The following is a 21,977-nucleotide window of genomic DNA, read 5'->3' as shown; positions in this document are numbered from 1 at the left end:
GAACTGATGGAGACCGTGTGCCAGCTTCCCACTGGCGACACGCCAGTGGCACCCCGATTGAACTGTCCGGAGGTGCGATGAAACGCTGTTTTCTAACCCTCGCTTTGCTTCTCCCCGCGTCGAGCGTCGTCGCCCAAGAGCCGGCTCCGGATGCCGTCGCGAAGGCGCCGCAGCAATCGGTCGACGAACTCATCAAGCAACTCGGCTCCGAGCAATATTCGCAACGCCGTCGCGCTGAAGAAGAGCTGATGCGGCTCGGCCCCGCTATCCACGATCAGCTGAAGCTAGCCGAGCAGCACGACGATCTCGAAATCGCCGAGCGGGCGAAATACATTCTGCAGAGCATGCGGGTCGAATGGATTCAGCCGCAAGATTCGCAAGAAGTTCGCCGCGCGTTGTCGAGATTCGGGGATCTTTCGGCGGATGAGAAAGAGAGTCGCATCCGCATCCTCGCGGAATTGCCGAAAGGGCAGGGGCTGCCGGCGCTCTGCCGCATTGCTCGCCTCGATCATGTGCCGAAGATTTCACGCAAAGCTGCGATCGCGCTGCTCGACGTCAAGCTGACTGCCGAGGACCGACAGGCCGTCGTCGAAGCTTGTCGGAAGGAACTGCAAACCATCGATCGTCCTGCGACCGAATGGATCGCGATCTGGATGCGGGAAGCGCAAGACCGCCAGGCGACGCTGGCGGATTGGAACAAAGCGATCGATGCCGAGCGGGAACTGCTGAAGGAAGAATCGCTCGACACGGACTACTATACGGTCTATGCGCTGCTGCAGCGCCGGCTTGATATCTGCGACGAACTGAAGCTCACCGACGAAACGACGAACGCCCTGCTGGCGATCGTCGATTTCATGGGAGGCGAAGGCGATCGGCGCCAATTCAATGCGAGCTTGGTGCATGCCCTCGAATGGCTTGCCGAACACGAAAGTTGGGATTCACTAACCCAAGTCTACGAGAAGTACCGCGGCAAGATCCATGGCGATCGAACGCTCCTGTACTACTACGCCGCCACGCTCGCGAAGGCGGGGAACCTCCCTGAAGCGAACAAGCTCGCCGATCGCGCGTTCGAGATGAAGGCCGACAGTGAGTTCGAACGGCTGGTGATCGCCGAGCGTTTGGCCGCTCTTGGCTCGGTCGAATGGGCGATGCGCGACTACCGCGCGGCGATCGACGCGCTGCCGGCGACCGACTTCGAATCACTGTACGCGCGACGCGAACTAGCGACGTGGCTGCACGATCGCCAGGAATATAAAGCGGCGTCGGACGTGCTAGCGGAGTTCTTCACCGCGATCCAAGCGAAGGAAAATCGAGCCGCGCGAAAAACGCTGCTGCAGCAAATTGACGGGCAAGGCTATCTTAACGCGCTCGAAGGCCGGCAGCTCTTGTACCTTGCGAATTATCAGCACGCTCGCGGCGAGTACGATTCGGAGCGGGAGACGCTGGAGAAGGCGTACGAAAAATCTGATGGCGACCCCGATCTGCTCATCGCCATGTCGCGTCTACCGAACGTGGACGACGCTTACAAGCAGCAGGTACGAGACCGCATCACGAAGATGAGTGATCTCTATCTCAACGAGATCGAGCGGATGCCGGAAGATCCGTCGAAGTACAACCAATGGGCCTGGCTCGTCAGCAATACCCAACAGACCGCCGACGATTATCAGAAAGCAGTACGACATTCGCTCCGTTCCCTGGAACTGTCGCCGGACGAACCGAGCTACCTCGACACGTTGGGGCGCTGTTACTTCTCCGCCGGCGACGTCGAGAACGCCATCAAGTCGCAACAAAAGGCCGTGGAGTTGGCGCCGCAGTATCAAATCATGCGGCGGCAGTTGGCGGAGTTTGAGCAGGCGAAGAAGTAATTCTCTCTCGACTCCAAACGCTAATAAGTTTTTGACAGGATAACAGGATCGCGCAGATTTACAGGATGAATGCAGAATGATCGTTAAGCTGCATTGCTCATTCGCGCCGATTCGCGTTGCTTTGAAAGCCAGTTAGGAAGCGAACATGGCACAGCGATTGTTCAATGTCGAAGGCGTGCGGCTGGCTTGTGAGGACGTTGGTTCTGGGCCGCCGATTGTGCTGCTCCATGGCTTTCCGCTCGATCACACGATGTGGAATGCTCAGATCGATGCGCTGCAGTCGCAGTTCCGCGTCATTGCTCCCGACTTGCGAGGCTTCGGCGACTCGCACTTAGCCGACGGCGACGCCGAGAACGGCGTCGGCATGGAACGTTATGCGGCCGACGTGATCGCGCTGCTCGATTGGCTGCAGATCAGCGAACCGGTCGTGCTGGCAGGCCTGTCGATGGGCGGCTACATCGGTTGGCAGGCGGTGTTGCGCTGGCCCGAGCGGATTCGCGGGCTGATTCCTTGCGACACTCGCGCGGCGGCCGACGCCGAGGAGCCGCGGGCGGCGCGGTTCAAGATGGCCGAGGCGGCGATGCAAGCGGGCAATTCGTCGCCGGCGCTTGTGATGATTCCGCGGTTGCTCGGCGCCGAGACGCGGGAGCAGCGGCCGGAAGTGGAGGTCGCGCTACGAGCGATGATCGAACGGCAATCGGCCGAGACGGTTGCTGCCGCTCAGCGCGGCATGGCTCGACGCGAAGACGTCCGCGGCAAGCTCGACGCGATCACCGCCGACTCGCTCTGCATTGTCGGCGTCGAAGACGTCATCAGCCCGCCGGCCGAGATGCACGAGTTTGCCCAACTGCTAGCAAAGTCGGGCGACGACGACGTGCGAATCGTCGAGATCGAACACGCCGGCCACATGACGCCGATGGAGAACCCCGCGGCAGTCACCGCCACGATCGCCGCATTCGCGCGGCAATGCTACGGGCTGTAGCCGTACTCGCTGGTAGCCGCGGCTCAACGAGCCGCCGGAGCGGTGATGAGAAGATTCACCACGAAGGCTCCATGAGCACGAAGAATCACTGAGGGAATTCGCCGCAAGCAGCTCGACATCAACGCTCTTAGTGCGTCGTCGTGCTCTTTGTGCCTTGCTGGTTCGTCTCTCGAATCACCGCTCCGGCCGGTCGTTGACCGGCGGCTGCTGGGACGGCTTTCAGCCGCCCAGGCGGTACCACGACTGGATCTTCAGCACGGCCGAGTCGTCGGGGAAGGTGTGGAACGCCTGCACGCAAAGCATCTTGTCACGCGATTCGATGTTCACGTAGCTGAGGGCGCCCGTTTCAAAGCGGCCGCTTGGTTGGAAGCGTTGCAGCATGCCTTGGCGGGTGCCGGCAAGGGTGAGCTCGCGTTGGTACGCGGCGAACTTTTCGTGGTCGGCCGGTTCGAGCGAGAAGCTCATTTCGTAAGTGAGTCCCGGGCGGATCTCGATGCGGTCGGTCCGCTCGCCCTTAATGCGGTAGGACATCAACCGCCGACGTTGCGGCAACGGGTGGTGGGCGCCGGCGGCGACTTCGGTGAGCGTGAGCCCGCGATGCTGCCAAGTGACGACGTGACCGGCGGTGGTGATTTGGACTGTCGCCTTGTAGTCGCCCCGTTCGACGGTGCGCGACTGCTGGATGTCGAACAACTCCGGATGGAGCGAGCGACCGTACAGCTGATAAACCAGTTCGGCGAGCTTCGGGCGAACGGAAATCACAGATGAGTCTTCTTATAAAGTCTGACGTCGACGCGCCGTGCTAGCGGAGATCGGCGTCACATGTCTCGCGGTTGGGGGAGTCGTCGACGAGTCGCTGCGGCGTTCGCACAATTCGCGTCGCACAACGACTCGTCAGCCCCGATTATACTTGGAGCGGCGAAAGCGAACAAACGAGGATTTCATTCACAAAGTTTGTTTCGCACATTCAGCTTGACAGATTCCGAACACCTGCGCGCGATCGCCGCGCGACAGTGCTAGCATCCGCGCCGCGGCGAACCCTTCAATGCCCAGCGACAGTGCAAATATCTTCCGCATCCTTGCACGAGAACTCGGCCCGCAGCATTGGTGGCCGGCCGAGACGCCGTTCGAAGTGATGATTGGCGCGATGCTTGTGCAAAATACGGCGTGGAAGAATGTGGAACGCGCGCTCGACAATTTGCGAGCCGCCGATCTTTTGGCGCCGCTGCGTCTGGCCGTGGTCGGCGAAGAAGAACTTGCCGAGCTGATTCGCCCGGCCGGGTATTACCGGCTAAAAGCCAAGCGGCTGCGGCATCTGCTCGCGTTTGTCGTCGAGCGTTTTGCAGGTTCAATCGACGCGATGCGAGCTGTGCCGATCGATGTCATGCGGCGAGATCTGCTCGCAATTCATGGCGTGGGCCCCGAGACGGCCGACTCGATTCTTAACTATGCGCTCGACCATGCGGCGCTGGTCGTCGACGCCTACACGCACCGCATCTGGACGCGGCATGGTTGGATCGAGCCGCGGGCCAACTATCACCAGCTACAAGCCGAAGTCGCCCGTGGCGTCCCGGCCGATGCGCAGACGTACAACGAGCTTCACGCGCTGATCGTCAACGTCGGCCATCACTGGTGCAAGCGAACCCCGAAGTGCGAAGCATGCCCGCTGCGCGAGTTGCTCCCCGCGAGCGGGCCAGTCTGCTAGCAGTAGCCGCGGCTCAACGAGCCGCCGGAGCGGTGATGGAAAGATTCACCACCAAGACTCAAAGAATCTCGAAGGGACGCGCCGCGAGCAGGCTCAGCGATAGTGATCTTAGTGCGTCGTCGTACTCTTCGCGTCTTGGTGGTTCGTCCTTTGAATCACCGCTCCGGCCGGTCGTTGACCGGCGGCTACTAGCCGTGCTAGCAGCGCCGCCAAAGTGACGTGGCACCCTGTGCCGACATTACTTACTATCTCGCGCGCCGCAGGCTGCGCTATGGGTGCAGTCGCGTGCTTCGCTTGGTTCGTTGTTCGTTCGCTCGGAGGATCCGCCGTGAGTTCCCTTCGCCCACTGGCCACGATTACATTGCTGGCCGTCGTCGGCGTCGTGCTGTACATGAAGATCAACGAAACCGAACCGGTCATTCCGGAGGGCGTTGGCGAATGGACAACCGGCCAATTAGAAATCGGCGGCGATGGCGCTGCCGCCGTCCCTGGTGTAGGCGGGCTGGCGGAGACGCCGAAGCTCGACGCGCCGCCATTCGACGCGATGGCTGCGGCGCCTGCAGCGCCGGCTGGCGACTCCGCCCCCGCGTGGAAGCCGGAGCCGATCCTTTCGAGCAAGACCGACGCCGCCGAGGCGCCGAAGTTTGATCCGACCGCCGCAGCCCCTGCCGACAAGGGGGCGACGGCTGAGTCGTCGCCGGTCGCGCGTTCGGCTGATGCATCGCAAATTCCCGACATGCCGCCGCTGCCTGAATCGAACTCGACGGCGAAGGACGCCGCTCCTGTCGTCGCCGCCGCGGCCGCTGCAGCCGCGGTGCCGTTTGTGAACACGCCGAGCACCGGTAACGCAGCGCCTTCCGCAAGCGCCCCCGCCGCGGAGAGCAGCGCGGCGGCTCCACCCGCGCCTTCCTCGAATCCTTACGCCGTCACTCCCGATGCGAGCGCCGTCGCGCCGCCGCTCGAAACACCGGTGGCGGGCTCGACTCCAGTGGCTGATGTGCCGCCGGTCGCCGAGGCGCCGGTCGCAGCAACCGAACCGATCACGCCGACCGACGCGAGCAAGGGTTCGATGTACGCCTCAGCCCGCGTTGCCGTGCAGGGCGACCTTGATCGCGGCGAACTCGCTCAAGCGCTGCTCAAGCTTTCGGAATGGTATGGCGATCCATCGCTCACGCCTGAGGAAACGCAAGAAGTCGACATGCTGCTCGGCCAACTCGCCGGCGATGTGATCTACGAAGGCCCGCCGGCTCACCGCCTAGCGCCGAAGCATGTGGTCGCCACGGGCGAAACGCTCGAGACGATCGCGCAGAAGTACAACGTGCCGTGGGAATTGCTCGCGAACATTAACCGCATCAGCGATCCGAAGGCCGTGCAAGTTGGCCAGGAGCTGAAGGTGCTGCAAGGACCGTTCTCTGCCGTGATCGACCTTGGCAAACGCCGCATGACGTTGATGCTTGATCGTCGGTACGCTGGCCGGTTCAATATTGAACTCGATCCGGCGACCTCGATCGAAGAGGGAACCTGGAAAGTCGATCAGAAGCTGATCACCCCCGTCGCCGGCGGCATCTACGGTCAGCCCGCGGGCGCGACGGAAGATCGCGGCTTGCTCCTTTCGAACGCCGCTAACCCGACCGCTCAGCCGGCGCTGCTCCGCGGCCCCGGCAGCCCCGACCCCGTGTCGGCGCCCCCCGCGGCTCGCGTCATTCGGTTGAAGTCGGGCGACGTGAAGGACGTGTACGACATTCTTTCTGTGCAGTCGACGATTACCGTGCGGCGGTAGTCGCCTGCCGGCGAGCCCCTGGCCAGGGGACGGAACTTCGTGGTATACCCCGGCGTTTGCCAGTTTTCATTAGCTAGCCCGCCGGGAACGCGTCCGACCATGTACGACAAACAAGCGCTTATTGCCCTCGTCAAAGAAACCGCTCTGCAGTTCGGCGACTTCACGCTCGCCTCGGGGAAGAAGGCGACCTTCTACCTCGATTGCCGCAAGGTGACGCTCGACTCGCGCGGGGCGAAGCTGATCGGCGCCGGGATGCTGGAACTGCTCGGCGACAAGCTGCCGCAACTCGTCGGCGGCATGGCGATCGGCGCCGACCCGATCACCGCTGCGATCCTCACCCTCGCTGGCGTGCAAGGCAAGCAACTCCGCGGCGTGATGGTTCGCAAAGAACCGAAGCAACACGGCACCGGCAAGTATGTTGAAGGCCCCTACGCCGCGGGCGAAGAACTCGTCATCGTTGAAGACGTGGTGACCACCGGCGGCTCGTCGCTGCTCGCGATCGAACGCTGCGAAGCGGCTGGCCTGAAGGTGAAGCGCGTCTTCGCGATCGTCGATCGCCTCGAAGGAGGCCGCGAAGCGTTTGCCGCCAAAGGTTACGAACTTACTACATTGCTGACGATCAAAGACTTCGGCATCAACCAGTAGCCGCGGCTCAACGAGCCGCCGGAGCGTTGATAGAGAGATTTACCACCAAGACTCCAAGAGCACAAAGCGTCACGAAGGAACGCATGGCAGCTCGAGCCGATTTGGCATTCGCTATCGATAGAGTAGGAGAGCGCTTCCGACTCATTCCAGTTCTTTGTGCGTTGTCGTGCCCTTCGTGGCTTTGTTGTTAGTTCTTCGTATGCCCGCTCCGGCCGGTCGTTGACCGGCGGCTACCATGGAAACTTCCCTTCACCGTCAGCTGAAAGCGATCTACGCCGGCGACGATGGTTGCTGCGAGGTCGTCCATGGTAAGTACCGCATCGACGCCGTGCGGGGTGACGAGTTCATCGAGATTCAGCACGGCTCGCTCGCAGCGATTCGCGACAAGATTCGCAAGCTGCTCGCCAAGCACAAGGTGCGGATCGTCAAGCCGATCGTCGCCAACAAGCTGCTGGTGAAACTCGACGAACGCGGCGGCGCCGAATTGAGCCGACGACGCAGTCCCAAACGGGGCAAGCTGCTCGACGTATTTGAAGAGCTCGTCTACTTCACCCGCGTCTTCCCGCACGAGCGGCTGACGCTCGAAGTGGTGCTCGTCGACGTCGAAGAGCGCCGCTTCCCTGGTCGCGGCAAACGGCGTCGCCGGCGGAGCTCGGAGCGTGATTTCCAAATCGAAGACCAGCGCTTGCTGCAAATCGTCGATTCGCAAACGTTCGCCACCACGGCCGACCTCAAGCGGCTGCTGCCGAAGCGAATGCCGAAACAATTCCACACGGCCCATTTGGCCGAGAGGCTGAAGACGCCGCGGTTCACGGCCCAGCGGATCGCCTACTGCCTGCGGCAGATGGGAGCTGTCGAAATTGTCGGCAAGGAGGGGAACGCGATTCTCTACTCCTACGCCAGCAAGAAAGCGGCCTGAGCGTGCCCTTGGCGGTTCAAACTGAAGCCTCGTTGCGGGCCGCCCCAGCTCGCCCTTGCGGCCCTCCAGTCAAAGGCGTAGGCTGCTAAGATTCGCCTCAATCACCCAGTTGACCCAACCTCTTTCGCCCCCAAGGTTTCCAGTAATGAGCGACGGTTTTTCGGCGGTCGGCGGAGCGCCCGTCCGGACTCTGTCGGGGGTGCAGATTCTCGGCACCGGCAGCTACGTTCCCGACAACGTTGTGACGAACGCCGATCTCTCGTCGCTCGGCTGCGATCCCGAATGGATCGTCCAGCGGACCGGCATTCGCGAACGCCGGCACTTGCCGATGGGCCTCGCGACCAGCGATATGGCGGTCGCCGCCGCTGAACGTTGCCTCGAAGCGGCGAAGATCGATCGCGCGGAAGTCGACCTGCTGATCGTCGGCACGATGACGCCTGATCGCCTGTTGCCTGCCGTAGCCACGAAGGTGCAGACGCGGCTTGGGTTGAACTGCGGCGCCGTCGACCTCAACGCCGCTTGCGCGGGTTTCACCTACGCGCTCACCACCGCGATGCAGTTCATCGCCACCGGCTGCAGTAAGAGGGCGCTGGTGATCGGCGTTGATGCGAACTCGCGGATGGTCGATCCGACCGACCTCAAAACGTATCCGCTCTTCGGCGATGGCGCCGGCGCCGTGCTGCTGTCGGCCGGCAGTCCCGAGCAAGGGGCGCTCGCCTACACGATTGGCGCCGATGGTTCGGGGATGGAGCTACTCCATCGTCCCGGCGGCGGCGCGGAAACGCCGTTTAGCCTCACGACGACTGAGCCGAATTCGTGGTACCTCAAGATGGATGGCCGCCCCGTGTTCAAGTGGGCCGTCCGGCTCGTGGAAGATACGACGCGGCAAGTCCTCGACGCCGCTGGCCTCAGCACCGAACAAATTGATTGCTGGTTGTTCCATCAAGCCAACGTCCGCATCCTCGACGCCGCGATCGAAGCCCTCGGCATCGAACGCGAACGGGTCGTCATGCACATGGATCGCTACGGCAACACCTCCGCGGCCAGCATTCCGATCGCCCTCGACGAAACCGTGCGCGCCGGCGGCATTCGCCGCGGCGACCACCTGATCATGTCAGGCTTCGGCGCCGGCCTCGCCTGGGGCACCATCGCTTGGCGCTGGTAATGCGAAACGGTAGCCGCGGGTCAACGACCCGCCGGAGCGACCCATCACAAATCTCTGCATCATCTCGGCCACGTCTAACGAGTGCCGCTCCAGCGGCTCGTTGAGCCGCGGCTACTTTTAACGAGCATCTTATGGCCACTTCCAAAGCTAAGTCTCCCAAAGCCAAATCGTCCGCCAAGCCGAAGGCCAAGACCTTGCCGGCTCGTGAAAAGGTGAAGGTCGAAGATACCTGGGATCTCGACTCGCTCTTCAAGAGCGACGAAGAGTGGGAAGCCGCCTTCGAGAAGTGGAAGAAGCTCATTCCGAAGTTCGAGAAGTTCCGCGGCACGCTCGCCGATGGGCCGAAGCAGCTGGCCGCCTGTTTGAAGTTCGACGAAGAGTTCGATCGCGTCGGCGAACGGCTCGGCACCTACGCTTTTCTCAAGTCGACCGAAGATCAGGCCAGCAGTAATTACCAACGCATGAAAGGCCGCCAGCAGCACGCTGGCAGCGAGGCGAGCCAGGCCGCCAGCTTCATCCGTCCGGAGATCCTCGCGATCCCCGCGAAAAAGATGAAGGAGTACACGGCCTCGAAGGAGCTGGCCCACTACAAGCTCGTCCTCGAGCGGATTCAACGCTACAAGCCCCATACGCTCAGCGACGGCGAAGAACGGCTGCTCGCGATGCAGAGCGAAATGTCGGACGCCTCGAACCGCATCTTCCGCCAGCTGAACGACGCCGACCTGAAGTTCGGCATGGTGAAGGATGAGAGCGGCGACGAGGTCGAGCTCTCGCACTCGTCTTTCTCGGCGCTCCTCCACTCATCGAACCGCGAGGTTCGCAAAACGGCGTTCCACCAATACTACGACGTCTTCGCCGCTCATCAGAACACACTAGCGGCGACACTCGGCGGCTCGGTGCAGCGCGACGTTTACTACGCAAAGGCCCGCGGCTACACGAGCGCTCGCGCCTCGGCCCTGTTCCCCGACAACGTCCCGATGTCGGTCTACGACAACCTCATCGAGGAAGTCCACCGCCGCCTGCCGGCCCTCTACCGCTACTTCGATCTGCGGAAGCGGAAGATGAAGCTGAAGAAGATCCATCAGTACGACACCTACGTGCCGATCCTCAGCGACCTCGATCAGACCCGCAACTGGAAGCAGGGCGTCGACGCCGTAATGAGCTCGCTCACGCCGCTTGGCGACGAGTACTGCAGCGTGCTGGAGAAGGGGCTCACCACCGCCCGCTGGTGCGATCGCTACCCGAATCGCGGCAAGCAGAGCGGCGCCTTTAGCTGCGGCAGCTTCGACGGCGCGCCCTACATCCTGATGAACTACCAGCCGACGGTGCTCGACCATGTCTTCACGCTCGCCCACGAGGCGGGCCACTCGATGCACAGCTACTACTCATCGAAGACGCAGCCGTTTATCTACTACGACTACGTGATCTTCGTTGCTGAGGTGGCCAGCACGTTCAACGAGCAACTCCTCAGCCGCAAGCTGATGGATGACGCAAAGACTAAGGAAGAACGAGCCTACCTGATCAACCGCGACATCGATGCGATCCGCGGCACGATCATCCGCCAAACGATGTTCGCCGAGTTCGAAAAGCTGATCCACGAATCAGCCGAAGCGGGCGAGCCGCTCACCGTCGACGCGTTCCAGAAGATCTACGGCGATTTGCTGTCGCTCTACTTCGGCCCCGACTTCGCGATCGACGACGAGCTGAAGCTCGAATGTTTCCGCATCCCGCACTTCTACCGGGCGTTTTACGTTTACAAGTACGCCACCGGCCTCTCGGCGGCGATCGCGCTGAGCGAGCGCGTGCTCAACGGCGGCAAGCAAGAGCTAAACGATTACCTATCGTTCCTCAAGGGAGGCTGCTCCAAGGATCCGCTCGACCTGCTGAAGGACGCGGGCGTTGATATGACGACGCCTGCCTCGGTGGCCGCGGCGCTCGACCGCTTCGAATCGCTAGTGAAGGAACTTGACGAACTGCTGTAGCCCTCGTTCCCACGCTCTGCGCGGGAACGCCAACAACGCCGCTCGGCGGCAACGGCGTCTCTGATGGCAGACGAAGAGACACTCAGTTTCCCCGCCCGAGGATGCCTCGTCGCCGCTGGGGTAGCGGTTGTGCTGCTCGGCGCCCTTTTTGTGGCTGGAATGGTCCTTGGGCCGCGCGCGGTGGAGAGACAACGCGCAGCCAGAGTTGAATCGATGTTCAACGAAGCTAAGCGTAGCTCAATCGCCCATGTCATCATGGAACCGGAAGTTATTAATAAGCTTGCGGAGGATGAAGAGTCCGTTGAAGAGTTGGTCGAACTCAACCTGAACTCGATCAACTTTCACGACGTCGACATGACTCCTGCAGGCAAACTGTCAAAGTTAAAGACGATTTGCGCTTACTCCTGCACCGACGTCGAGAATCTCCTGTCAGCCCTTCAGGGGTCGACCTCGATCGAAGAACTTTCTTTTGATTCAACGTTGCTCTCCGACGAAGGCATTCAACTGCTCGCGACGTTCCCAAATCTGAAAAAAGTCTATTTCAGTTACATTGCCGACAAGAAACGCGTTGATCAATTGAGGGCTACGATCCCCAATGTCTTCGTTGAAGTGAGACAGACGGATTAGTCGTGCCAATTTTAATTCAGCACGCAGAAGTCGCGGCAAAGTGCGGGCTTTGAAAGCGATGAGGATTACGAAGACATGTTGCTAGCCCCGACCTAGCTAGGTCGGAGCTGCTGCGCGATGCTGCTACGCAATCAACTCTTCCGATTGATAAACAACATCAGAACGACGCCGATCAAAAGCCCGCCGCCGAGGATGGCGACCATCGGCAGCGGGGCGTATTTTTCGTCCCACACTTCCATGCCGTGGTGCAGGTTGACGCCGAAGATTGCCGCCAGCGTCGCCACCGGAAAGAAGCAGGCGACGAGTGTGTTGAGCCGATAGGCGGCCGTCGCGGCGCGGCGACTCGATTCGGCTTCTTCCTCAGCCCGCTGGGCAACGGCGAAGTCGAGAGCCGTTTTCGAATCGTTGTGCAGGAGCTCTGCGGAGCGAGCCAGCGCGTAAGCCCGGTCGCGCCACAGCAGCAACTGTCGATCGTCTGGCGCCGCTTCGCGTGCATCTTGCAGCGCTTCGTGCAAGTTGCGCGTTGTTCGCACCAGCGGGTTGAGTTGGTTGAGCAAGTTGAAGTACTCGCGCGCCGTCTTCGCCTGGTCCTCGGCGTCTTGCAGACGGTCGATCATCCGCTCGTATTCGGCGAGCAATTGGCCGACGCCGGGCTGGCTCGGCGCCGTGCCGGGAGGCGTCCACTGGCCGTTGGCGTCGCGCCAGAAGAAACGGCCCTCACGCTCTGGTTCGTCTGGCTTCGGCGGGGCGTGGAGAATGACGAGCAAATGGCCGTCGGCCTTCATCGTCCGCTGGCGACCCGGCTGATCGCCCAACCGGCGATGGAACTCGTCGGGGACTTGCCACGAGAGCGGAAGCAACGAGCGGACGCTGGGGTGAGCCATTCAGTCGATTCCTGGAGTGCCTCTAAACTAGCCCCGGGCTCTGCCCGGGGGTGGCGTGGCGTAATGGGAAGCGTTGCGTACTGGATGCCGACCCCCTGGCGGAGCCAGGGGCTAGGGATGCAATCGCATCATCACGCTTACTTCGCTGCCGCCGCTGGCAGGCTATCAGGTCCGAACTGCGTAATCCAGTAGAACGGTTTTTCCGCCTCATCGACGCGCAGGTCGCCCACCAACCGGCCTTTGCTGAGGACCTGGTCGACTGCACGGCGGATATAACGCTTGCCGTGCTTCAACTCGACGTCGACCTTCGCGGGATCGATCTTGCGGACGGCGAGCACCCGTTCGTCGAACAGCAGCGGCACTCCCATGGCGGGACCGAGTGCTTCGAGCGCCTCGGCCAGCGTGTATCCGGAAATTTCAATGTTCGTGAACCGATACATCCCAGGCACGGTTTCGCGGTCGGCCTTCGCCGGTTTCCAACCAGCTGGCCAGCCGCGGCGTTCGCGCGAGGCGGGAATGACTCGCAGCGTCAGCGGTTGGCCGAGTTTTTGTTCCGGAAATATCGTGAGCGTCGCCGGTCGTAGCGCGATGGCGAGCGCCGTGCCGGTCGACAATCCTTTGAGTTCTCCGTTAAGCGGCGGCGCGGCGTTGAGCGCCGCTTGCGCCGCGGCGTCGATCACCAGCGGCGTCGACAATCCAGCCTTCAGTGCCGTGACGATCGCTGCGGGCTTCATCCCTTTGGTGCTGATCGTCACTGGCGGCGATAGTTCTTCGTACAGACCTTCGAATTGTTGCTTGGTCAGCCCGAAAATTCCGCGTTCGACTCCCTGCTCGGCCGACTTCTCCGGCAGCGATTCAAAATAGGCTTGCAGCCGCGCACGATCGGTCACGGCAAACGTCCCGCCCGGCAGCACGAGTTGATCGCGACGATTGAGGAGGCCGACGAGTTTGAAGCGTTGGCTCTCCCCTTCGCCGGTCGCTTTCACGGAAGGTTCGTCGCCGCCATTGGCGCCGCGGAGTCGGACGCGGTAGAGATCCATGCCGTTGAGGAGCTTGCCCCAATCTTGCATCGCGCCGAACGGGGCGCCCGATTCGGCGGCGACTTCGATGTCGATCGGCAACGCGGCGCGGGCGACTGCGTTGGCGGAAAAGAAGAGGATGGAACTGCAGATGAACGCCGATAGACGCTGATAGAAATTATTTCGTGGTTCAGTCATTTCAGAATTCCTTGGAGAACCTTGGCGGTTCAATCTCTTCGCTACATTGGAGAAATTATAGCATTCGGAAATATCGCACCGTTCCGCAGTAGCCGCGGCTCAACGAGCCGCCGGAGCGGTGATAAGAGGGCGATCGAAGTTCGACGAATAGGACGCGAATTTTCGCTGATTTGGCGGATGTTCGCGAATTAAAAAATAGAGGGATTGCTTGCAGGTGTTCGTCGTTTGGAGAAATGCGATCCGCGTTCATCCGCGTCCCATTCTTTGAACCCTGCGTCGATCGCTCCGGCCGGTCGTTGGCCGGCGGCTGCTGCGGTGGCGGCGGCCGGTTGCGACCGCCGGGAAATTGACGACAATGCGGCTTTCCGATCTTATCCTGCAGGAGCCACGCGAATCATGGCGCGCCCCGTCACTCTGTTCACCGGCCAGTGGGCCGATTTGCCGTTTGAAGAACTTGGCCGCCTGACCCGCGAGTTTGGTTACGACGGCAACGAGCTCGCCTGCTGGGGCGATCACTTCGACGTGGCGAAGGCGACTTCCGATCCGGGTTACATCGCCGCGAAGCGCGAGCAACTCGATCGCTTCGGCCTGCAGTGCCACGCGATCAGCAATCACCTCGTCGGCCAAGCGGTGTGCGACGTGATCGACGAGCGTCACAAGTCGATCCTCCCGCCGCACGTGTGGGGTGATGGGAAGCCGGAAGGCGTCAACAAGCGGGCCGCCGAAGAGATGAAGGCGACTGCCCGCGCCGCGCAGAAGCTCGGTGTCGGCGTGGTGAACGGCTTCACCGGGTCGAGCATCTGGCCGTACCTCTACTCGTTCCCGCCGGTGCCGGAGTCGATGATTGAAGCGGGCTTCCAGCAGTTCGCCGATCGTTGGAATCCGATTCTCGACGTCTTCGGCGAGTGCGGCGTCCGCTTCGCGCTGGAAGTTCATCCCACTGAAATCGCGTTCGACATCCACACGGCGCGGCGAGCGCTCGAGGCCGTCGGCAATCGCGAAGAGTTTGGTTTCAACTTCGACCCGAGTCATCTCATTTGGCAAGGCATCGATCCGGTGGAGTTCATCCGTGAGTTCCCCGACCGGATCTATCACGTTCACGTCAAGGACGCGATCGTCACGCTCAACGGCCGTAGCGGCATCTTGGCAAGCCATCTCAACTTCGGCGATCCGCGTCGCGGTTGGGACTTCCGTTCGCCCGGTCGCGGCGGCGTGAATTTTGAAGAGATCATTCGGGCGCTCAACGCCATCAAGTATGACGGCCCGCTGTCGGTCGAGTGGGAAGACAGCGGCATGGAACGCCAGCATGGCGCCCGCGAGGCGTGCGAGTTCCTGCGGAAGCTTGATTTCTCGCCGAGCAACGTGGCGTTCGACGCGGCGTTCGATCGGTAGGACGGCGCAATTGTGCAAGTGGTAGCCGCGGCTCAACAAGCCGCCGGAGCGACTGTCGTTTGAGCCACTGTCTCAACGGAAAACCCCGCTATCACCGCTCCGGCCGGTCGTTGACCGGCGGCTACTGGGGGCATGCTAAAATAGAGGCGTGCCACTTGCTCGACCTTGCCGCTGGTTGTTTTTGCTAATCGCTGCTTGCGTGGGGGTGGCGGCTGCGCCTTGTTGGGGGGAAGAGGCGCCGGGGGCGGGACGCCCCGGCTCGCTGTTGTTTGTGCCTAGTGATGTTTACAACAGCACCGGCGCGACGCAGGAGATAACGGCTTCGGCGAAGGCCGCAGCGGAGACGGCCTTTGCGAAGGCTCGTGCCGCTGTCGAGGCGGGCGACGTCAGCGTGGCGATTCAACAGGCGTGCCAAGCGGTCGCGCTCGATCCAGATCATACCGACGCACGTCGCTTGCTCGGCTATCAGCGCGTCGGCGACCAGTGGGCCGGCAAGTACGCCCAACACATGCTCGGCACCGGCCACGTTTGGAGTCGCGACCACGGTTGGATCAAAGCCGAGCATGCCGACAACTACGAGCAAGGTCTCCGCCCCTGGGGCAAGAAGTGGATCACTGCCGCTGAGGATGCCGAGCGTCACCGGTCGATTGAGCATGGCTGGACGGTGCGGACCGATCACTTCCAGGTGATCACCAACGTCGACCGCGCCGCCGCGGCGGATCTTGCGATTCGTTTGGAATCGCTCTATCAACTCTGGCGGCAACTCTTCGGCGAGTTCTCGCTCACGACGGAAGAACTGCAGGCCCGCCTCGATGGCAAAGAAACCGACGGCTTCCTGCGCCGGCCGATGAAGGTCGTCTACCACCGCACTCGTGATGAGTACAACGACGCCCTCGTCCGTCGCCAGCCGCAGATTGGGATGACGCTCGGCATCTACTTCGATCGCGAGCGGGAGTCGCACTTCTTCGCCGGCGACGATCAAGATCCCGGCACGATCGCCCACGAGGCGGTCCACCAGTTCTTCTACGAGTCATCGTCGAAGCCGACGCGAAACCTCGCGGCGACGGCCAATGCCTGGGCGGTCGAAGGGGTGGCGTGCTACTTCGAGACGCTGCAGGAGTTGAAGCAGCTCGCGTCGAAGCTCGCGGGCGGGCAGGCCTTCGCGATCGGCAAACCCGATGCGGGGCGGATTCCGGCGGCTCGCCATCGCCGCGTGACCGACAATTACTACGTGCCGCTAGCGGAGCTCGCGGCTTTGGGAATGACCGAATTGCAGGGGCGGCCCGACATCGCGCCGCTCTACAGCCAGTCGGCGGGGTTGGCGTCGTTTTTCATCGATGGCGAGGACGGGGCCTACCGGCGCCCCTTTCGGGAACTCCTCCGCCTGATTTATGCTGGGCGGGACGAAGCCGGCTCGCTCCCCGAACTGTGCGGGAAATCAGCGGGCGACCTCGATCGCCAGTACCAGCAGTTTATGGAAAGCCTGCCGGTAACCGCCGTTCTCGCCCCCTGAACCTTCCTGCCACTTGGATCCCTCCTATGATGCCGCTGCTCGCCCACGTAACAACCGCCGAATACCCGCTTGGCTTGGCCCTGTTTCTGGGCGGAATCGGCGTCGGGCTGGGAGTTGGCATCGGGATTGGAATTTTGAAGTATTTCCGGCCTCGCTAAGGCGACTGGCTGGATTTCACGGGGAATTGTCGGTGCAGTCGCCCTTTGGCGGCCGATCCGTACGTTGACCGCCCCCGGGGCGAGCGATTACCATCGAGCGTTCCGATTGCGGTGGCTATAGCTCAATTGGCAGAGCGCCAGATTGTGATTCTGGAGGTCACGGGTTCGATCCCCGTTAGCCACCCTTTCCAGGCCGCTGGGCGACGTTTGCGTCGTCCAGCGGCCTTTTTTTGTGCCGCTCAGGCGTAGTGAGCGGCACTGGCTGAATGGTTCACAGGGAACAGGGCGATCGCGGCGCCGACGACTCCGCCGATGAGGTGGGCCGACGCCAGCGGAATGAAGCCCGCCTCGCCGCTGTCAACGAACAGCGTGGCCCCCGTGGCGGTTTCGTACGCCGCCTTCGCGAGGAAGGCCGCCAGGGCGAACGGGGCGGCGACGCTCAGCCAGCCGCGGCCATCGCGTCGAGATTCCCGCCAGAGGCTGGCGACGAGCAGCGTGAAGAGCGCCGAATCGAGGCCGCTGAGGCCGCGGTAGGTTTCGATTTCCGGCTGCAGGAAGAAAATGGCGCCCGAGATCGCCACGGCGGCGGCGAGCAGCGTCGCCACCGTGCGGCCGACGCTCCGCCAGAGACACGCGACGCCGAGCACTAGGAACGTGGCCGCGTCCCAGAGCAGATGGTCGAAGTTCCAGTGGACGAGGTGCCCGGTGAGCAGCCGGCTCCACTCGCCGTTGGCGATCGCTTGGCGGTTGAATTCCCAACCTTCGCCAGCGAGCGGCGTAGCCCACGCGATGACCGCCATGCCGACGATGGCGAGCAGCAGCAAGCCGCCGCCGCGGAACTTGGCAGGTTCGGGACGCTGCAGCGTAGGGAGCGGCAGAGTAGTTGACGGAGTGCTGGCGGCGTTGTGGGAAGTGGTGGTGTTCATGGGAGCGTTATTGATGGTGAATGGCGTGGGCCGGTGAGTAGGTGCTTAAGTGAGTAAGTGACTGAATTGCTGACTGCTGAGAGCTGATCGCTGACAGCTCTTCAAAAAAACAGGATGGCGGCGCCGTGTGCTGGGCCGGAGAGCAACCAGCCAGCCACAGCGCCGGTCGCCGCCATCCTCACCACTCCACTTCGTTACGCGGCGGGGTCGAAGCCAACGCGCGGCCGTCGTGGCCGGCACGTCCAGGCCCCCCAGCCGCCGATGACTAGTAGCAGGCCGCCAGTGAGCGGATCGGTGGCGCCGCCACCACCGCCTCCGCTATTTCGCGGGGCGTTGCCCGTGTTGAAGTCAAAGCCACGCGACTCCCGCGGGGCCGGCGCGTTGTTCTGCGTCACTGGGCTATTCGCAGCGAGCGGTTGGCTCGACTTATTCGGGGTCGATTGAGCGACTTCATCGACCCGCTTCGCAACTCCCTCCGGACCAAGTTGTGCGAGCGCTTCTTCTCGCAGTTGCTGGAGCGCTTCGCGACGCGACTGCAAAGCGGCGCCGTCGCGTGCCATGCGGGCTTCGTTCTTCCGCTCGATCGACCAGCGTTGATACTCGGCGTCATTCTCCAGCACGATAAACGACGCATACTCGCTGACGATCGAGTAGCCTTCGCAAAGTTCGACGATCTGATTGCGGAGCGAACCGGGCGAGCCGCTACGGCGCTCGTCGTTCATCAGACGTTCGACGCGATGCGACGCCCAGGTCCGTTCGATTTCGGGATTGGCGTCGTCGACCTCGGGGAGCGTCGCGTCGAACGACTCGTCGACCGGTTTGCCGAGGACTTCAGCGTTCATGCTCACCTGCAGCTTGCCGCCGTCGCGGTAGCGGCCGAAGACTCGCACCGGCGAACCGTGGTAGAGGTCGGGGAGTTCTTGCGGTTCGACGTCGTACACATCGACGCCGGCGAACTGGAGGTTGAGCTGCGACATCGCCGGGCGGGTCAGCTTGCGACGGAATGCCTGGGCTTGCCGCTGGAAGTCGTCGCCCGGTGACAGGAACGCGGCTAGGCCGCCCGATTCGCGGGCGATTTGCTCCAAGAGCGGCTTATTCACTTCGTTGCCGACGCCGATCGAAAAGACGCGGGAGCCGGCCGGACGATCGGCGATCAGCTGCAGCAATTCGCGATGTTCGCCCGCTTCGGTGATGCCGTCCGAGAGAAGGACGACGTTCAGTTGACGGTCGGTATCGCGATACTTGTAAGCCGTTTGCAGGGCAGGACGGAGGATCGTGCCGCCGCGGGCTTGTTGCGATTGCAGGAACTCTTTCGCTGCTGCGTGGGCGGCTTCATCGGCTGACTTCAGTTCTTTGAAGAGCAAGTTCGGCTGCAAGTTGAACGTCATCACCTCCATTCGATCTTCCGGGCCGAGAGCTTCGATGAACGATTCGATCGAGCGGCGCGACGTGCCGAGCTTGCCGTCGAGCGCCATACTGCCGGAGACGTCGAGGACGAAGACGTAGTCCATGCCTTTTTCTTGTTGCTCAAGTTCCTGGCCGGCGGTGATCGTCATCATGAAGTAACCGTCGTCGCCGGCTTCCTTCGAGGTAATGAGATCGATGCCCGACTGTGGGCGTTGCAGTCGGTAGGAGACGACGACGTCGCGACTAAGGTCGCCGCCGTCGACTTCGAGGCTGGCTTGCGAGTAGGCGTCGCTGTGCTGAGCGATCACGAAGTCGTCGCCATGCGAGGGGCTTTCCATCGCCGTGATCGGAACTTCGCTCTTCGCTTCGAGTGAGAAGGAGAAGCGGCCGGTGGTCCGCTCGTCGACTTTCTGATTGTCGGCGAGCGTCGCGAGCGGATAGACGTAGGTCGCCCAATCGTGATCGACTTCGAGTTCCTGGTAGTACGTTACCTTCACCCGTTGTTCGCCGCGGGCGGGGATGGGGAAGATCCGCATCTCGAAGCGTTTGTAGTTCACCTGTTCGAGTAGGCCGGGGTCACGTTTGACTTGCTTGTAGCTGTTGTAGATTTCGCGGGCTCGCTCTTTCTCGACGACTTCGCCGATCATTTCCTTGCCGTTGATCCACATGCTGAAGTTGGCGACGCTGGCGCTCTTCGGCACGGGGAAGACGTAGAGGGCTTCGACGATGCGGTCTTCCTTGTTGACGAAGACTTGCTCGACTTCCGTGACGGCGATGCCGTTGTTGACGACGACGCGGACGTCGTGCTCTTTGGTTTCGAGGACGCCGCCGAGGCCGCCGTCGGCGATGAGCTGGCCGGCGGCAAAGACGGGGGTGGCGAGGGCCATCATCGCGATGGCGGCGACTGCCGCGAGCGCGGCGATGGCGACCGATTTCACTTCTCGAGTGAGCATGGGAGGGGCTCCAAGGCGGGAGGGAGTGGGCCGCGACTCAATCCGCGGCGGGCGGCAGGTCACGGCGACCTCCGCAGCCATTGCGGGCTAACGCAATGCTTGGGCCAGAAGAGGCTGTATGGCATAAGCCTTTTTGTAGTATTGGTTTGCGGCGAATTGGCGTCGCTTGGGTGAAGTCGGATGGTGACGGTGGGCTACAATTGATGTCGGCCTGGCCGGCATTCAATGTAGCGCCCCTCGAGCAGCCCTATGTCGCTCTTCAATCCAGCTCAGCGTCGTCTTGCGGAAGCCATCGCAAAGTTGGGGTACGCCAATCCGTTTCACTCGCAACGGATCGAATGGGAACGCGAGATCCTCGGCGACGAATTCAGCGGCGCGCAGGCCGTTTGGAGTTTGCAACTCGCCGCGACGACGCCCGATCAGAACCACGCGCGAATCTCAGCCCTCACGGCGACGCTTGTCCGAGAGGCGAGCGCCCGGCTGGCCGAGGGCGTGAAGGCGGAGCCGAGCGAGATCGAGCTTTACTCAGACGCGGTGCTCTATCACCTGTTCGATGATTACCGCATCGAGTTCCAGCAGATGATCGAAGCCGCGCACGCCGGCGAGCCGGCGACGCAGGTCCGCTTTTGGCGGAAGTTCAGCGACGACGTCACGCGCTATTTCACCCCGGGCGGACGGCAGCTGGGCATTAGTTACGACCCGACCCACATGCTCGCGTGCTACTTTCAGTTTCGCCGTGCGTTCTTTCACGTCTACTTTTTCATCGTCGGGCGATCTCCTGCAGCGGCGCGGTTGCGCAGCATGATTTGGGAGTCGATCTTCACGCATGACTTGCGTCGTTATCAACGATCGATCTACCGCTGCCTCGGCGACGTGACGACTCTGATCACCGGTCCGTCGGGTACGGGCAAGGAACTGGTGGCGCGGGCGATTGGTCTGTCGCGCTACATTCCGTTCGATGCCAATCGCGGCCGGTTCGTGGAAGACTTTTGCGCTGGGTTCCATCCGGTGAATTTGTCGGCCCTATCGCCGACGCTCATCGAATCGGAATTGTTCGGACATCGCCGCGGAGCCTTTACTGGCGCTGTTGCCGATCGCGTCGGCTGGCTGGAAACGTGCCCGGCGCATGGGGCTGTGTTCCTCGACGAGATTGGTGAACTCGATGCGTCGATCCAAGTGAAGCTGCTCCGCGTGCTGCAGAGTCGCACGTTCCAGCGCCTGGGCGATACGGTCGAGCGGCGGTTCCCGGGGAAGGTGATCGCGGCGACGAATCGCGATCTGGTGGCGGAGATCGACGCCGGCCGGTTCCGCGAAGATTTTTACTATCGTCTGTGCGCGGATCGGATCACGACGCCGACGCTGCGGGAACAGTTGGACGAATCGCCGGAGGATCTCGAACATTTGCTGTTGGTGAGTGCCCGCCGCGTAGCGCCGGAGGAGGCTGAACCGTTAGCGGCGGAGGTTGCTGAGTGGATCAACAAGCATCTTGGTCCGCGCTACACTTGGCCGGGGAATGTGCGGGAGCTGGAGCAATGCTTCCGGAACGTGATGATCCATGGGGCGTACACGCCGGCGGTGAGCGCTAAGGCGGCAAGCGGCGAGTGGGAGTCGACGGCGCGGGCGATCCGCGGCGGCGAGTTGACTGCGGAGGAACTGTTGCGGCGCTATTGCCGGATCGTGCACGATCACTGCGGCAGCTACGAGCAGACGGCGAAGCGAACGGGGCTCGATTGGCGCACGGTGAAGAAGAAACTCGCCGAGTAGCCGCGGGTCAACGACCCGCCGGAGCGGTGATCGATAAGGCTCGCGACGCAGAGCGTCGACCTTCCCGTTCCCACGCGGAGCGTGGGAACGAGG

Annotated in this window: 18 protein-coding genes and 1 tRNA gene; 14 read left to right on the top strand and 5 right to left on the bottom strand. The window is 62.2% G+C overall.

Translation table 11 applies throughout. The annotated features are described in order from the left end of the window. Positions 1-77 precede the first annotated feature (77 nt). Together ACQY7R_RS17655 and ACQY7R_RS17650 are read left to right on the top strand one after the other, a co-directional pair. Positions 78-1,865 (top strand): hypothetical protein, encoded by a 1,788-nt coding sequence (locus ACQY7R_RS17655; protein ID WP_428306888.1) that lies wholly within the window; start codon positions 78-80, stop codon positions 1,863-1,865. Positions 1,866-2,010: 145 nt separating this feature from the next. Beyond that, complete coding sequence (locus ACQY7R_RS17650; RefSeq protein WP_428306887.1) at positions 2,011-2,847, top strand: alpha/beta fold hydrolase; 837 nt, start codon at positions 2,011-2,013, stop codon at positions 2,845-2,847. 219 nt (positions 2,848-3,066) lie between these two features. On the opposite strand, the gene ACQY7R_RS17645 is transcribed toward ACQY7R_RS17650, so the two are convergent. Then, positions 3,067-3,609 carry a DUF2617 family protein gene (locus ACQY7R_RS17645; protein WP_428306886.1) on the bottom strand — a complete coding sequence of 181 codons (543 nt, stop codon included), beginning with the start codon at positions 3,607-3,609 and terminating at the stop codon, positions 3,067-3,069. Positions 3,610-3,892: 283 nt separating this feature from the next. Here ACQY7R_RS17645 and ACQY7R_RS17640 point away from each other — a divergent pair, with 283 nt between their 5' ends. The 7 genes from ACQY7R_RS17640 (at position 3,893) to ACQY7R_RS17610 (ending at position 11,670) form a co-directional block, all read left to right on the top strand. Beyond that, positions 3,893-4,552: an endonuclease III domain-containing protein gene (locus tag ACQY7R_RS17640; protein ID WP_428306885.1), complete on the top strand. Its 660-nt coding sequence runs from the start codon at positions 3,893-3,895 to the stop codon at positions 4,550-4,552. Between the two features lie 328 nt (positions 4,553-4,880). Continuing rightward, positions 4,881-6,332 (top strand): LysM peptidoglycan-binding domain-containing protein, encoded by a 1,452-nt coding sequence (locus ACQY7R_RS17635; protein ID WP_428306884.1) that lies wholly within the window; start codon positions 4,881-4,883, stop codon positions 6,330-6,332. Between the two features lie 99 nt (positions 6,333-6,431). Then, positions 6,432-6,977, top strand: a complete 546-nt coding sequence (gene pyrE, locus ACQY7R_RS17630; RefSeq protein WP_428306883.1) for an orotate phosphoribosyltransferase — start codon at positions 6,432-6,434, stop codon at positions 6,975-6,977. A 235-nt stretch (positions 6,978-7,212) separates the two neighbouring features. Beyond that, complete coding sequence (locus ACQY7R_RS17625) at positions 7,213-7,896, top strand: hypothetical protein (RefSeq protein WP_428306882.1); 684 nt, start codon at positions 7,213-7,215, stop codon at positions 7,894-7,896. Positions 7,897-8,041: 145 nt separating this feature from the next. Then, positions 8,042-9,061 (top strand): beta-ketoacyl-ACP synthase III, encoded by a 1,020-nt coding sequence (locus ACQY7R_RS17620; protein ID WP_428306881.1) that lies wholly within the window; start codon positions 8,042-8,044, stop codon positions 9,059-9,061. Positions 9,062-9,192: 131 nt separating this feature from the next. Then, positions 9,193-11,043, top strand: coding sequence for an oligoendopeptidase F (gene pepF / locus ACQY7R_RS17615; protein ID WP_428306880.1), 1,851 nt, complete (start codon positions 9,193-9,195; stop codon positions 11,041-11,043). 63 nt (positions 11,044-11,106) lie between these two features. Further along, positions 11,107-11,670 (top strand): hypothetical protein, encoded by a 564-nt coding sequence (locus ACQY7R_RS17610; protein WP_428306879.1) that lies wholly within the window; start codon positions 11,107-11,109, stop codon positions 11,668-11,670. A 131-nt stretch (positions 11,671-11,801) separates the two neighbouring features. Here the strand turns inward: ACQY7R_RS17610 and ACQY7R_RS17605 are convergent, their stop codons facing one another. Together ACQY7R_RS17605 and ACQY7R_RS17600 are read right to left on the bottom strand one after the other, a co-directional pair. After that, positions 11,802-12,554 (bottom strand): hypothetical protein, encoded by a 753-nt coding sequence (locus ACQY7R_RS17605; RefSeq protein WP_428306878.1) that lies wholly within the window; start codon positions 12,552-12,554, stop codon positions 11,802-11,804. A 137-nt stretch (positions 12,555-12,691) separates the two neighbouring features. After that, positions 12,692-13,771 (bottom strand): hypothetical protein, encoded by a 1,080-nt coding sequence (locus ACQY7R_RS17600; RefSeq protein WP_428306877.1) that lies wholly within the window; start codon positions 13,769-13,771, stop codon positions 12,692-12,694. 396 nt (positions 13,772-14,167) lie between these two features. On the opposite strand from ACQY7R_RS17600, the gene ACQY7R_RS17595 reads away from it, so the two are divergent. The 4 genes from ACQY7R_RS17595 to ACQY7R_RS17580 all read left to right on the top strand — a co-directional run bounded on the left by ACQY7R_RS17595 (position 14,168) and on the right by ACQY7R_RS17580 (position 17,018). Further along, positions 14,168-15,163 carry a sugar phosphate isomerase/epimerase family protein gene (locus ACQY7R_RS17595; protein ID WP_428306876.1) on the top strand — a complete coding sequence of 332 codons (996 nt, stop codon included), beginning with the start codon at positions 14,168-14,170 and terminating at the stop codon, positions 15,161-15,163. 271 nt (positions 15,164-15,434) lie between these two features. After that, the gene (locus ACQY7R_RS17590; protein ID WP_428306875.1) at positions 15,435-16,676 is read left to right on the top strand and encodes a hypothetical protein; all 1,242 of its coding nucleotides are present in this window, start codon (positions 15,435-15,437) and stop codon (positions 16,674-16,676) included. A 26-nt stretch (positions 16,677-16,702) separates the two neighbouring features. Beyond that, positions 16,703-16,834, top strand: a complete 132-nt coding sequence (locus tag ACQY7R_RS17585) for a hypothetical protein (RefSeq protein ID WP_428306874.1) — start codon at positions 16,703-16,705, stop codon at positions 16,832-16,834. 111 nt (positions 16,835-16,945) lie between these two features. Beyond that, positions 16,946-17,018, top strand: a tRNA-His gene (locus ACQY7R_RS17580). A gap of 55 nt (positions 17,019-17,073) precedes the next feature. Here the strand turns inward: ACQY7R_RS17580 and rrtA are convergent. Together rrtA and ACQY7R_RS17570 are read right to left on the bottom strand one after the other, a co-directional pair. Next, positions 17,074-17,760, bottom strand: coding sequence for a rhombosortase (gene rrtA / locus ACQY7R_RS17575; protein WP_428306873.1), 687 nt, complete (start codon positions 17,758-17,760; stop codon positions 17,074-17,076). A gap of 194 nt (positions 17,761-17,954) precedes the next feature. Further along, complete coding sequence (locus tag ACQY7R_RS17570) at positions 17,955-20,120, bottom strand: VIT and vWA domain-containing protein (protein ID WP_428306872.1); 2,166 nt, start codon at positions 20,118-20,120, stop codon at positions 17,955-17,957. Between the two features lie 249 nt (positions 20,121-20,369). On the opposite strand from ACQY7R_RS17570, the gene ACQY7R_RS17565 reads away from it, so the two are divergent. Further along, a complete protein-coding gene (locus ACQY7R_RS17565) occupies positions 20,370-21,884 on the top strand; it encodes a sigma 54-interacting transcriptional regulator (protein ID WP_428306871.1) in 1,515 nt (504 codons plus the stop codon). Positions 21,885-21,977 lie beyond the last annotated feature (93 nt).

This window comes from Lacipirellula sp. (genome assembly GCF_965279485.1).
Taxonomy (GTDB): domain Bacteria; phylum Planctomycetota; class Planctomycetia; order Pirellulales; family Lacipirellulaceae; genus Lacipirellula.
Note: the sequence above shows the minus strand (reverse complement) of the source record. Positions and strands in the feature narration are given on the sequence as shown.